The sequence below is a fragment of the Deinococcus maricopensis DSM 21211 genome (assembly GCF_000186385.1).
GTDB lineage: Bacteria > Deinococcota > Deinococci > Deinococcales > Deinococcaceae > Deinococcus_B > Deinococcus_B maricopensis.
Genome location: NC_014958.1, coordinates 2,527,716 through 2,540,750 on the forward strand (window position 1 = coordinate 2,527,716; position 13,035 = coordinate 2,540,750).

11 protein-coding genes are annotated in these 13,035 nt (G+C 70.0%); 9 read left to right on the forward strand and 2 right to left on the reverse strand.

All coding sequences use genetic code 11. From position 1 onward, the window contains the following. Position 1: 1 nt before the first annotated feature. The gene (locus DEIMA_RS17560) at positions 2-4,534 is read right to left on the reverse strand and encodes an ATP-binding protein (protein ID WP_013557488.1); all 4,533 of its coding nucleotides are present in this window, start codon (positions 4,532-4,534) and stop codon (positions 2-4) included. Further along, positions 4,531-5,325 carry a shikimate dehydrogenase gene (aroE, locus tag DEIMA_RS11785; RefSeq protein ID WP_245528317.1) on the reverse strand — a complete coding sequence of 265 codons (795 nt, stop codon included), beginning with the start codon at positions 5,323-5,325 and terminating at the stop codon, positions 4,531-4,533. Before aroE ends, DEIMA_RS17560 begins: the two co-directional genes overlap by 4 nt. A gap of 190 nt (positions 5,326-5,515) precedes the next feature. Here aroE and DEIMA_RS11790 point away from each other — a divergent pair, with 190 nt between their 5' ends. The 9 genes from DEIMA_RS11790 (at position 5,516) to DEIMA_RS11830 (ending at position 13,018) form a co-directional block, all read left to right on the forward strand. Next, complete coding sequence (locus DEIMA_RS11790; protein ID WP_013557490.1) at positions 5,516-6,559, forward strand: PhoH family protein; 1,044 nt, start codon at positions 5,516-5,518, stop codon at positions 6,557-6,559. Between the two features lie 128 nt (positions 6,560-6,687). Then, a complete protein-coding gene (locus DEIMA_RS16985; RefSeq protein ID WP_013557491.1) occupies positions 6,688-7,794 on the forward strand; it encodes a GGDEF domain-containing protein in 1,107 nt (368 codons plus the stop codon). A 72-nt stretch (positions 7,795-7,866) separates the two neighbouring features. Then, entirely contained in the window at positions 7,867-8,334 is a 468-nt protein-coding gene (gene ybeY, locus DEIMA_RS11800) for an rRNA maturation RNase YbeY (protein ID WP_043816701.1), read from the forward strand. Beyond that, the gene (locus DEIMA_RS11805) at positions 8,331-8,711 is read left to right on the forward strand and encodes a diacylglycerol kinase (protein WP_013557493.1); all 381 of its coding nucleotides are present in this window, start codon (positions 8,331-8,333) and stop codon (positions 8,709-8,711) included. Before ybeY ends, DEIMA_RS11805 begins: the two co-directional genes overlap by 4 nt. A 221-nt stretch (positions 8,712-8,932) precedes the next feature. Continuing rightward, entirely contained in the window at positions 8,933-10,270 is a 1,338-nt protein-coding gene (locus DEIMA_RS11810) for a hemolysin family protein (RefSeq protein WP_013557494.1), read from the forward strand. Then, complete coding sequence (gene cdd, locus DEIMA_RS11815) at positions 10,263-10,673, forward strand: cytidine deaminase (protein WP_013557495.1); 411 nt, start codon at positions 10,263-10,265, stop codon at positions 10,671-10,673. Before DEIMA_RS11810 ends, cdd begins: the two co-directional genes overlap by 8 nt. Before the next feature lie 123 nt (positions 10,674-10,796). After that, positions 10,797-11,354 (forward strand): DUF2239 family protein, encoded by a 558-nt coding sequence (locus tag DEIMA_RS11820; RefSeq protein ID WP_013557496.1) that lies wholly within the window; start codon positions 10,797-10,799, stop codon positions 11,352-11,354. A 90-nt stretch (positions 11,355-11,444) separates the two neighbouring features. Then, positions 11,445-12,689 (forward strand): TCR/Tet family MFS transporter, encoded by a 1,245-nt coding sequence (locus DEIMA_RS11825; RefSeq protein WP_013557497.1) that lies wholly within the window; start codon positions 11,445-11,447, stop codon positions 12,687-12,689. Next, on the forward strand, positions 12,686-13,018 hold the full coding sequence (locus DEIMA_RS11830; RefSeq protein ID WP_013557498.1) for a GIY-YIG nuclease family protein: 333 nt from the start codon (positions 12,686-12,688) through the stop codon (positions 13,016-13,018). Before DEIMA_RS11825 ends, DEIMA_RS11830 begins: the two co-directional genes overlap by 4 nt. Positions 13,019-13,035 lie beyond the last annotated feature (17 nt).

A 13,035-nucleotide genomic window follows, 5' to 3' on the forward strand; every position in this document is an offset into this window, starting at 1 on the left:
CTCAGAACTCCTCGTCTTCTTCCAGGCCGGGCAGCGTGACGCGGAAGGTCGCGCCGCCGCCGGGCGTGTCGAGCACCTCGATGCGCCCGCCGTGCGCCTGCACGACCTGCTGCGCGATGGTGAGGCCCAGGCCGGCGGACCCGGCTTCCTTGCCGCGGTAGAACTTGTCGAAGATGCGGGGTTTCACGTCGTCGGGCACGCCGGGGCCGGTGTCGATCACGTCAATGGTGATGTCCTGGCCGTGGTCCTCGGCGTAGACGCGGACCTTGTCGGGCGTGCCGCAGATGCGGATGGCGTTGCTGACGAGGTTCACGAACACCTGCGTGAGGCGGCCCGGGTCGGCGACGACCTCGATGTCGGGCGAGTCAACGCGGATGCCGTAGTCGCGGCCGACGGCGCGGACGATGTCGGCGAGGTTCACGAAGTGCGGCTCGATGCTCTGCACGAGTTCGCCGCGGCTGAGCTGCAGGAGGTCGTTGACGAGGCGCGTCATGTTCTCGGCGACGCGCGCGGCGTCATGCAGCGTCTGGGTGGCGCCTGCTTCGCGTTCGAGGCGGCGGAGGTAGCCGAGCAGGGCGGTGAGGGGTGTGCGCAGTTCGTGGCTGGTTTCCGCGAGGAAGGTCTTCTGGAGTTTCAGGGCCTCTTCGAGCTGCCCGGCCTGCTCCTCGAGTTTCTGGCGTTGCTGCTCGGCGACGCGGTTGAGGCGTTCGACTTCCTCGAGACGCATCTGGAGGGTGAGGTTCAGCGCGCGGATTTCCGCCTCGGCGCGTTCTCGGCGTTGCCGCTCGGCGGTTTCGGCGAGCGCGCGGGTGACGGCGGGCACCAGGCGTTCGAGGCGCTGCTTGAGGACGTAGTCGGTGACGCCGCGCCGCAGGGTGTCCACGGCGACTTCTTCGCCCATGGCGCCGGTGACGATGATGAACGGGAGATGCGGGTGGGAAGCGCTGACGAGCTCGAAGGCGCTGAGGCCGTCGTAGGTGGGGAGGCTGTAGTCGCTGATGACGATGTGCGGCGCGAAGGTCTGCAGGGCGTCGCGCAGGCCGGCTTCGTCGTCGACGCGGATGATCTGGGCGTCCCAGGGGAGCGTGCCGTCCTCGAGGGTGGCGCGGACGAGTTCGTGGTCGAGTTCGTTGTCCTCGAGGTGGAGGACGTTGAGGACGCTGAGTTCGCTGAGGGCTTTGTAATCGCGGGGTTGGGTCATTGGGGGTCTCGGGGGGGTGAGGGGGAGCGTGAAGCTGAAGGTGGCGCCCTCGCCGGGGGTGCTGTGGGCGTTGACGGTGCCGCCGTGGCGATTGATGATGCGGCGAACGTTCGCGAGGCCGATGCCGGTGCCGTTGAATTCGTCCGCGCGGTGCAGGCGCTGGAACACCCCGAACAGCCGGTCGGCGTAGGCGGGGTCGAACCCCACGCCGTTGTCGCTCACGTGGACGGTGACGCTGTCGGTCCCCTGTTCGGCGCGCACTTCAATGCGGGCGTGGGCCTGCTTGCCAGAGTACTTCAGGGCGTTGCCGAGCAGGTTCACGAACACTTGTTTCATGAGGGCGCGGTCGGCGGGGACGGTGGGGAGGTCGTGGAGGCGCCACTGAACGTCGCGGCCTTCCGCGTCGGGTTGCAGGTCGGCGCGGGCCTCCTCGGCGAGTTCGGTGAGGTTCACGGGGGCGCGGCGGAGTTCCTGGCGGCCCATGCGGGAGAATTCGAGCAGGTCGTCGATGAGGGTGCTCATCTTGGTGGCGGCGTCCGTGATGATGCCGAGGTAGCGGGCGCTCTTGTCGCTGAGGGTGCCGGTGTCCTTGCGCAGCAGGTCCGCGAAGCCCACGATGTGCCGCAGGGGCGTGCGCAGGTCGTGGCTGACGCTGTAACTGAACGCCTCGAGTTCGCGGTTGGCATCCTGCAGGGCCGCGGTGCGGCTTTCCACGCGCGCTTCGAGCGTCTGGTTGAGGTGCTGGAGTTCGCGGCGGGCGGCCTGCGCGCGGGCGTACTGGCGGTGGTTGTCGAGGGCGGTGCCGATGCGCGTGGCGACTTCCTGCATCAGGTCCAGGTCGCGGTCGTCGGGCGTGTACGGCAGGCCGAAGCCGAGCACGCCGCTGGCGCTCTGGCCGCGCACGCCGAGCGGCATCAGGACGGCGCTGGTGAGGCCGAAGGGTTCCAGGGTAGGGCTGGTGTAGATGCGCAGCTGCCCGGTGTGCTCGGCGTCTTGGACGGCGCTCATGGTGCCTTCGGCGCTGGCCATGTGGAGGTCCGGGCGGAGTTCGCCGCGGACCATGGTGAGCGGGTCGGGGAGGCTGCCGAGCCCGCCGTGCCAGAGGGTGACGGCGTCGGCGAGGCGGGTGGTGAGGGTGCGCAGGACCTGCTCGAACGCGTCGCGTTCGTCGCCGACGCGGGCGAGCGTCTGGCTGAGGTCTGCGAGGAGGCGCGAGGCGCGCTGGCCGTACACCTGATCGTCAATGTCGGTGCTGGTGCCGACGTACTCGATGATGCGTCCGTCCACGTCGTGAATGGGTACGGCGCGCGCCATGAACGTGCGGTACTTGCCGTCCGCGCCGAGCAGGCGGTGTTCAGCCTGGAAGAGGTGCCCGGTGGCGGTGGCGGCGCGCCAGCGGCGCACGAAGTGGTCGCGGTCGTCCGGGTGGGTGTACTCGACGAGGCGGTCCGGGGGGACGTGCGGGCCGACGTACTCGTTCCAGCGGCGGTTGGCGTACGTGACGGTGCCGTCCGGGCGGGCGAGCCACACGAGGTGCGGGAGGCCTTCGAGGACGCCTCGGTAGCGTTGCTCGCTGGTGCGCAGGTCCTGCTCGGCGGCGATGCGCGTCTGGATATCGGTGGCGGTCGTGACCCATTCGATGATGTCGCCGCGGGGGTTGCGGACGGGGTTGCCGCGCACGACGAAAGTGTGGTGCGCGCCGTCGGCGCGGCGGTAACGGACTTCCAGTTCGTACGGCTCGCCACGCTGCGCGCTGCGTTCGGCGTGGTCCTGCAGGCGCGCCCGGTCCTGCGGGTGCGCGGCGCTCAACGGGCCGAGCGTGATGGAGTCGTGTTCGCTCAGGCCGGTGTACGCGAACCAGCCGTGGTTGTAATACACGGGGTGGCCGTGCGGGTCGGTGACCCAGACCATCTGCGGCATCGCTTCAAGGACGCCGCGGTAGCGGAGTTCGCTTTCGCGGCGGGCGCGGTCCGCTTCGACGCGGTCGGTGACGTCCCGGATGACTTCAAGCTGCCCGAGCAGTTCGCCTCGGTCGCTCATGACGGGGGAGCGTTGCGCTTCGCCGTAGAAGGCGGCGCCGTCCGCGCGGACGTACTGGGTGGTGACGGCGTTGAAGTGGCCGTCGTGCAGGCGCGGGTCGGCGCGGAGCACGTCGAGGTTCTGCCCGGCGAGTTCGCCCTCGCCGTACCCGAAGGTCTGGGCGGTGGCAGGGTTGCTCATCAGGACGGCGCCGCTGGCGTCGGTGAACAGCGCAGCGTCCTGAATGGCGCGCCAGATCGCTTCGAACTCGGCGCGGGCGCGTTCGAGGTTGGCGCGGCTCGCGGCGAGGCGCGCGTTCATCTCCTCGGCGCGCTGGCGGGCGCGCACCTGCCCCTGCAGGGTCGTGAACGAGAGGGTGGCGACGAGCAGCCCCGCGCACAGCACCAGCCACGGGGACACCGCGGCGACGTCCCGGCCGAACGACGCGGGGGCGCTGAAGGTCAACGTCCACGGCTGGCCGTTGACGTTGAGGGTCTGGCGATGCTGGAACGCGCGGGCGGGGCGAGCCTTGCCGAACACGGTGAGTCCCGCCGCCTGGATGGTGAGGTCCAGGCCGCTGACGGCGGCGCGGCTGCTGGTGCGGACCCCGCCGATGAAGTCGACGATGCGCAGGGGCACGTACACGTAGCCGGTGCGGGCGGCGCGGCGCGCACTGACGGTGGCAGGGACGCTGCCGCCGGCGTACACCGGCAGGTAGATGAGCACGCCGGGTTGCGGCTGGCCGTACTTCGCTTCCTGCACGAGCGTGATGGGGGCGGTGGCGGTGGGGCGGCCGGTGTCGCGCGCGCGGTCCAGGGCGGCGCGTCGGTGCGGCTCGCTGTACATGTCGAAGCCGAGCGCGAAGGTGTTCGCGGGGGTGCGCGGCTCGATGTACGTGATGGGCACGATTTCCGGGCGCAGGCTGTACGGGCGCACGTTGAAGCTGGGCTCCTCGATGCGACGGGCCGCCTGGAAGGCGCGCACGTCGGTGGCGCGGACGGCCGCGGCGTACCCGATGCCCTGCACGCCCGGCTGGCGCTCGCGGAGGTCCAGGGCGGCGACGAACCGCATGAAGTCCTGGCTGCTGACGGTACTGCTGGCGGACCACAGGGCGCGGGTGGATTCCAGGGTGCCGTTCAGAATGTCGACGCGCTGCTCGAGCGCGCGGGTGTAGATATCCACCTCGCGTTCGAAGCGTGCACGCTGCTGCGCGGTGACGCTGCGCGCGACGACGGTGGTGACGACAGCAGTGAGCAGCAGGATGAGCGCCAGGATGACGTAGCTGAGGTTACTGCTGGGCGCGTCGCGCGTCATGCGTCCTCCAGGGCGTTCAGGAAGACGTGGGCGGGCACGTCAGCGCCGGTCCAGGCGGTGAACGCGAGGCGTGCCTGGTGGGCGAGCATCCCGAGGCCGTTCGCGGTGCGGGCGCCTCGTGCGCGGGCGTCGCGCATGAGGCGCGTGTCGCGCGGCTTGTAGACCATGTCGTACACGAGCGCGCCGCGCGCGAGGGCGGGCGGGTCCGGGAGGGGCGTGGCGTCGGGGTCGCCGAGGCCGGCGCTGCTGGCGTTCACGATCAGGGTGATGTCCAGCCAGGGGACGTCCTCGCGCGTGACGGCCGTGCCGCCCAGGTCGCGCGCGAGGGCGCGGGCGTTGTCGAGGGTGCGGTTCAGGATGAGTACGTCGCGGCCCTCGGCGCGCAGGGCCCACACGGCGGCGCGGGCGGCGCCGCCCGCGCCGAGCACGACGCTCACGCCGCCCGCCGGGGCGTGGGCGTCGCGCAGAGCGGCGAGCAGGCCGGGCGCGTCGGTGTTATCGCCCGTGAGGGTGCCGTCCGCGTGAATCACGGTGTTCACGGCGCCGATGGCGCGCGCCGCGGGCGTCAAGGCGTCCAAGTGCGGCAGCGCGGCGGCCTTGTGCGGCAGGCTGAGGTTCGCGCCGAGCACGTCCGGGGCGCGCAGCGCGGCGATCGCGCCGGGCAGGTCCGCGGCGGGGACGCGCACCGCGTCGTACGTGGCGTCCAGGCCCGCGAAGCGGAACGCGGCGGCGTGCATGCGCGGCGACAGGGAATGCGCGGCGGGGTCCGCGTACAGGAAAGCGCGCTTCACGCGTTTCAGTCTACGCGGGGTGTACGCCAGGTGGCGGCTGCGCACCTGAAGTCTTCATGCATATTGTGGATTCTCCCACGCCTGCACGGTGGGGAGCGCGGCAGAATAAGGGCGTTCAGATGACCGTTTCCCCCTGCCGCCCCACCTCGATTTCGTACGAGGGGGCGCCGTGTGCTGTTCAGGAGAACTTTTGAAAGAAGAGACGCTGCCGACCACCACGACCGTGAACATCCAACTCGACACGCCCGAGGAAGCGCTCGCGCTGCTCGGTGCGGGCGATGTGAATCTGCGCCGCATGCGGGACCTGACGCCCGCGAAGCTGATTGCGCGCAACGACACGGTCACCATTCAGGGCGACGCCGCGCACGTGCAGGCTGCCGAACGCATGGTCCGCGAGGCTCTCGCGGTGGTCCGCGCGGGCGGGGAACTCAGCTTGGACGCGCTGTCGCGCAGCGCCCGCCTGAGCGAGGAGGGACGCAGCCTGGCCGAGGAGACGCGCACGGGCGTGAGCCTGCCGCGCGGCCTGAAACCCAAGACGCCCGGTCAGAAGGTGTACCTCGACAAGGTCGAGCACAGCGACATCACGTTCGGCGTGGGGCCCGCCGGGACCGGCAAGACGTACCTGGCGGTCGCCATGGCGGTGCGCGCCCTGAAGGAACGCAAGGTGAAGCGCATCATCCTGACGCGACCCGCCGTCGAAGCCGGCGAGAAGCTGGGGTTCCTGCCGGGGGACCTGCAGGCCAAGATCGATCCGTACCTGCGTCCGCTGTACGACGCGCTGTACGACATGCTGGAGCAGGAGAAGTTCGAGTCGTACCTCACGAGCGGCGTGATTGAGGTGGCGCCGCTGGCGTTCATGCGCGGCCGGACGCTGAACGACGCGTTCGTGATTCTCGACGAAGCGCAGAACACCACGGGCGAGCAGATGAAGATGTTCCTCACCCGCATGGGCTTCTCCAGCAAGGTGGTCGTGACGGGTGACGTGACGCAAATTGACCTGCCGCGCCACGTGACGAGCGGCCTCGCCGTCGCGAAGAAGGTCCTGAGCGGCATCGACGGCATCGCGTGGCACGAGTTCACGGACGTGGACGTCGTGCGGCACCCGCTGGTCGGGCGCATCATCAAGGCGTACGAGGCAGCCGAGGACGCCGAGGAGAACCGCCGCGCCGCGCGGCGCGGGGATCTGCTCAGCATCCCCGAGGATGAGCGCGACGGCCGCCACGGCGACCACTAACCCGAAGACCCGCGGGGGCGGCCACCTGGCCGCCCCTGCTCGTGTGCCCGGCGGCTGCAAGGAAAGCGTGACACTTCCCCTTTCATACTGAGGGCTGTTCCGTTGGTGACCACGGAGTGCCCTCACGCATGACTTCCTCGTTTTCTTCCGATTACCTGCGCGCCCTGGAGCGCGTGTTCCGCCGCATCATGCCCTTGATTGGCCTGACGGAACTCGCGCGCGCGTACCTGGCGTGGCCGACGAACGCCATCGACGGCGCGCTGAATCTCGGCATTGCCGTGATCAGCCTGGGCCTCACCGGGGCGATGCTGCGCTGGCCGCAGCACGCGCTGCGCTGGATTCACGCGCTGATCTACGCGAACGCCGTGGTGTTCCTGCTGTTCAACCTGTTCGGGTACGCGCTGATGCCGGCGGAACTGAACGTGCGGGACACGTCGTACGTGCTCACCGGGAAGTACATCTACCTGCCGTTCATCCTGATGGTGTCGAGCTGGCTGGTGTTCCCGAGCGCTCAGGCGCGGCGCGTGGTGACGGCGCTGTACGTCGCGCACGTCCTCACGAGCGTCGTGAGTGCCGGCGGGGCGCTCCTGACCGGGCGTTCGGATGTGGCGGGCGCGCTGAACCTGCTGCTGCATCACTCGCTGGTGGGGGGCGCGTTCGTGATGCTGCTGAACATCTTCACGGACATCTACAGCCGTCAGAGCAGCCTGGAGCGGGAGCGGGACGTGCTGGAGCAGTACGCGTTCGTGGACGCCCTCACGGGCCTGCACAACCGGCGCGCGTTCGAGCAGTCGCTCGCGCAGGAGGCGGAGCGCGCGCAGCACAACGGGCAGCCGCTGAGCATCATCGCGCTCGACATCGACCATTTCAAACGCGTGAATGACACGTTCGGGCACGATGCGGGCGATCACGTCCTGAAGGACCTCGCGCGGATCGTGCGGCGCGAGGTGCGCGCCACGGACGTCGTGGCGCGCTGGGGCGGTGAGGAGTTCATCCTGCTGCTGCCCACCATGGACCTGCCGGTCGCGCAGGCGTGCGCGGAACGCATCCGGCGGGCCGTGGACGCGCACGAGTTCAGCACGGGGCCGCTCAGCGTGAGCCTGGGCGTGGCGACCCTGCTGCGCGGCGAGGACACCGGGGCGCTGTTCGGGCGCGCGGACGCGGCGCTCTACAGCGCCAAACGCGCGGGCCGCAACCGCGTGGTTACGGACGACACGCCGACCCTCCTGCACTGACCCGGGAGGGGAGCGGGGCGGTTTCGGGCGTGGGTCACGTGCGCTCGGGCGCGGCGTCAGTAAGCTGTGGGCGTGATTGATCTGGTGATTCGCAAGTCGCCGCCTGCGGGCGTGCGCTCCGCGCTGCGCGCGGCGACGGACGCGGCTCTCGCGCATTTCGGCATGGCGGACCGGGACGTGACGGTGGTGCTCGTGGGGGACCGCGCGATTCGCGCGCTCAAGCGGGAGCACTGGGGCGAGGACGCCGCGACGGACGTCCTGAGCTTCCCGACGTTCGTGCCGGGCGACCCGTTCGTGCCGCCGCACCTGGGGGACATCGTGATCAGCCTCGACACGGCGGCGCGGCAAGCGGGCGCGCGTGGGCACAGTCTCGCGCGGGAGGTGGCGCTGCTCGCGTCGCACGCGGTGACGCACCTGGTTGGGCATGACCATCCGCACGCGGAGGGGCTGGGGTTCGAGGAGGGCGCGACCGGGCCGGGGTGGCAGCCGTTTCATGACGCGTGGGCGGCGGCGCAGGCGTCGTTGCCGGAAGGCGCGTGAAGTCGGGCGGGTCGGCGCTGAGCGTGCGGCGTTGGTGGCGTTCGGCGCGGTTCGCGTGGCAGGGCGTGCGGGACACGTGGCGGGCGCAGGCGAACTTCCGCATTGAGGTGACGTGCGCGGCGCTGGTGATCCCGGTGGCCGCGTGGGTGGGGGCGCCGCTCGCGCCGGTGCTGCTGGCGTGCGCGCTCGTGCTGAGCCTGGAGCTGATCAACACGGCCCTGGAGGCGGTCGTGGACCTTGCCAGCCCGGACATTCATCCGCTTGCGCGCGTCGCGAAGGACGCGGCGGCCGCGTCGGTGCTGCTGGCGAGCCTGGGGGCGCTGGGGGTGGGGGTGGTGGAGGTGCTGCCGCGCCTGCTCCAGCACCTGCTGGGCTGATCAGCCCATGCGGAAAGCTTGAAGTTCCAGGGTGCCTGGAGGCGCGTGTGGTACACTCGCGCTTGATATGGAGCCTCCCAGTTCCGGCCCGCCGAACGCGGACTTCATGCACGGACGCCTCAGCACCGCCTATGGGCGGCGTTTTTGCTGTGGCGTCCGTTTGGTTTTGACGGGCGCGCCGTCCATCCGCGCGTCCGTGGCGCAAAGGAGTGCGCCCACAAATGAATGACATTCTTGGTGTCGTCGCCCTGTTCGTGCTGGTGCTGGTGAACGGCTTTTTCGTCGCGGCGGAGTTCGCGCTGGTGAGTGTGCGGCGCACGCGCATCGACCAGCTGGCCGAGGAGGGACGGGCCGTGGCGGTCCAGACGCAGCGGGCGCTGCGGAACCTCGACCTGTACATCGCCGCGACGCAGCTGGGCATCACCATGGCGTCGCTGGGAATCGGCTTCATTGCGGAGCCGGCCATTGAGCACCTGGCGCATCCGCTGCTGGCGCGCACGAACCTGAGTGAAGGCAGCATCCGGGGGATTTCCTTCGGGCTGGCGTTCGCGATCAGTACGGTGCTGCACATCGTGCTGGGCGAGCTGGCGCCGAAAAGCTGGGCCTTGCAGCGCAGTGAGCAGGTGGCGCTGCTGGTCACGCGGCCGCTGATGTTGTTCGCGACGGTGTTCAAGATCTTCATCTACGCGCTCAACGCGGTGGGCAACAGCGTGGTGCGGCTGTTCGGCTTGAAGGCCGTGGCGGGGCACCACACGGCGCACAGCGAAGAGGAGATCCGCATGATCGTGTCCGCGAGCAGCCAGGAAGGCGTGCTGGAGGACGACGAGAAGGAACTGCTCTACAACGTGTTCGACCTGTCGGACACGACGGTGCGGAGCGTGATGACGCCGCGCGTGGACATGGTCGTGGTGGACGCGTCGGCGCCGCTGCGTCGCTTGCTGGAGCTGAATGAGGAGCACGGGTATTCGAGGGTGCCGGTGTATCAGGACACGTCGGACAACGTGGTGGGCGTGGCGCACACCAATGATGTGCTCAAGCACCTGGAGGCGCTGGATCACATCACGGTGGCGGAGGTGATGCGCCCGACGTTCTTCGTGCCGGAAAACATGCGCGTGAGTGACCTGCTCAAGCAGATGCAGGGCCGCAAGAGCCACCTGACGATCGTCGTGGACGAGTTCGGCGGGACGGCGGGCATGGTGACGCTGGAGGACGTGCTGGAGGAGATCGTCGGGGAGATCTACGACGAGACGGACGAGGAGGAGGAGCGCCTGATCGAGATGGTCGCGGACGGCGTGTACCTGATCGATGCGGCCGCGACGGTCGATGAGGTGGAGGAGCGCCTGGACCTCACGCTCGATGAGGGGGACGAGGGTGAATTTGATACGCTCGCCGGGTTCGTGACCAACCATTTCGGGTATATTCCAGAGTCCGGTGAGGCCTTCACGTTCGAAGGCTACGAGTTTTACGTGGAGGACGCCGACCAGCGCCGCGTCTGCCGCGTGCGGGCGACGCGTATTGCGCCGCCGCTCGTGCCGGAGGAAGAAGAATCCCGTGAGTGACGTACAGTCCGTAGATCCGCAACTCCTTCAGGCCGCGCAGGCGGCGTTCAAGCAGGCGTACGCGCCGTACAGCAAGTTCCGTGTGGGCGCGGCCCTGCGCACGCCGGACGGTCAGGTGTTCTTCGGCGCGAATGTCGAGAATGCCAGTTACGGGCTGGCGCGTTGCGCGGAGCAGTCGGCGGTGCAGACGCTGGCGAGCAATGGTGGGCGGACCTTCTCGGATGTGGTGGTGTACAGCGAGGCGAGCCCGCCGGCGAGTCCGTGTGGGGCCTGCCGTCAGATTCTGTTCGAGTTTGCGCCGGACGCGAATGTGGCGTGCGTGAACCATCTGGGCGAGGTGGTTCGTGGGCAGGTGAAGGATTTCCTGCCGCACGGGTTCCGCTTGGAACACGACGACGCCTGAGCGCTGGTATCTGGGCCCCGGAGGATGTCCTCCGGGGTTTTTTGTGCCGGGTAGGTCAGAATGCTGAGGATTTTTTGTCTGGGTATTATTGACGGGTACTATTTACCCGGATAATATACCGGCATGGATGACCCCGTCACCTACACCGCCTTCACCGGCCCCTACCAGATCACCAGCGGCCCCCTTCCCCACGTCCTCGCCCACATCAAACACCACCTCGACGCCGCTCCCGACACGCCCCCCCTGCTGATCCTCCACGACCAGACCGCCACCCCCGTCGACTTCGACCTGACCGGCACCCTCCAAGACGTCCTCGACCGCGCCACCCCGCCCGCCCGCCCCCGCGGCCGCCCCAAACTCGGCGTGACCTCCCGCGAGGTGTCCCTGCTCGACCGCCACTGGGCCTGGCTGGACGCCCAACCGAGCGGCGCCTCCGCCACGCTGCGGCGCCTCATCGACGACGCCCGCAAGCGCCCCCCCTACAGCACCCGCCAGGCCGCCGAAACCCTCGACCGCGCCATGACCCTCCTCGGCGGGAACCTCCCCGGCTACGAGGCCGCCGCCCGAGCCCTGTACGCCGGTCAGCACGACACCTTCACCACGCACCTCGCCGCCTGGCCCGACGACCTGCGCACGTACGTACAGCGCCTCGCTCAGGCCACCCTCCCCACCACCCCCTGAGCCCGCTCCCGTCGCGCCCCTGCCCCACGCGACCCGGCCACCTCCACCCCCCCGCACCCGGCACGTCACTGACGCGCCGAAGGAGCCCGCATGTCTCCATCCCCGCCCCAACCGACCGCCAGCCTCCCCTTCATCTTCGTGACGCTACTGCTCGACATGCTCGGCATCGGCCTGATCGTGCCCGTCCTCCCCACCCTCGTCACGCAGCTCAGCGGCGGCGCCACGAACGCCGCCACGCTGTACGGCGCGCTCATCAGCGCGTACGCCCTGATGCAGTTCCTGTGCGCGCCCCTGCTCGGCGCGCTCAGCGACGCCCACGGCCGCCGCCCCATCCTGCTCCTCAGCCTGACCGGCTCCACCCTCGGCTACCTCCTGATGGCGTTCAGCCCCAACCTGCTGTGGATGCTGCTCGCGCGCCTCATCGCGGGCACCACCGGCGCGAACGTCACCGTCGCGAACGCCTACGTCGCGGACATCAGCACGCCCGCCACGCGCGCCCGGAACTTCGGCGTGGTCAGCGCCGCGTTCGGCCTGGGCTTCATTGCCGGCCCCGCACTCGGCGGGCTGCTCGGGAACGTCGACGTACGCCTCCCCTTCCTGTTCGCCGCCGGCCTCGCCGCCCTGAACGCCCTGTACGGCTTGCTGGTCCTGCCCGAATCGCACCCGGTCGCCGCGCGCCGCCCCGTACGCGCCACGCACCTCAACCCGTTCGGCGGGTGGCGGACCCTGCGCGCCGCACCCGGCGTACTCGGGCTCACCGCCGCCATCGTCACCGCGAACCTCGCCGTGCAGTTCAGTAACAGCACCTGGGTGCTGCACGGCACCGCCCGCTACGGCTGGACGCCCGGCACGAACGGCCTCACCCTCGCCGGGAGCGGCCTGCTGATGGCGGCCGTGCAACTGGCGCTGCTCGGCCCGGTCGTGCGGCGCCTCGGGGAGCGGCGCACCGCCACCACCGCCCTCCTGATCGGCGTGCTGTCGTTCCTGCTGTACGGCCTCGCGGCGCAACCGTGGCTGCTGTACACCGGCATGCTCCTCGGCGTGCTGTGCGGCCTGGCCGGGCCCACCACGCAGTCCCTGTTCAGCGCGCGCATCCCCCCCGAGCAGCAGGGGGCCGCGCAAGGCGCGCTCACAGGGCTGAACAGCCTCGCGACGGTCGTCGGGCCGCTCGCCGCTACGGGCCTGTTCGCGCACTACGCCGCGCCCGGCGCCGCCCCCCACCTGCCCGGCATCGTGTTCTTCGCGTGCTCCGCCCTGCTGCTGCTGAGCGCCGGCATGCTGTGGGCCACCTTCCGGCGTGCGTCCGCTCCCGTCCGCTCCGGCGGTGCTGCATGAACGCGCCCCGCGCCTACAAGGGCTTCACGCCGGTCATGGGCATCTACGCGGTGCGGCACGCGCCGAGTGGCCGGACCCTACTGGGCTGCAGCCCGCACGTGCAGGGCATGCTGAACCGCACACGCTTCCAGCTGCAGCTCGGCGCGCACCCGAACGCCGCCCTGCAGCGCGACTGGAACGCCTGCGCCGACGACCTGCAGTTTGAGGTGCTCGACGAGCTCACCCCGGACCCCGCGCGGCCCGCCGAGTACGACTACACCGACGACCTGCGCGAACTGCTCGCGCTGTGGCACGACCGCCTGAACCTCGCGCCGCACCAGCGGTATTGACTCGCGCGGTGGAAGTC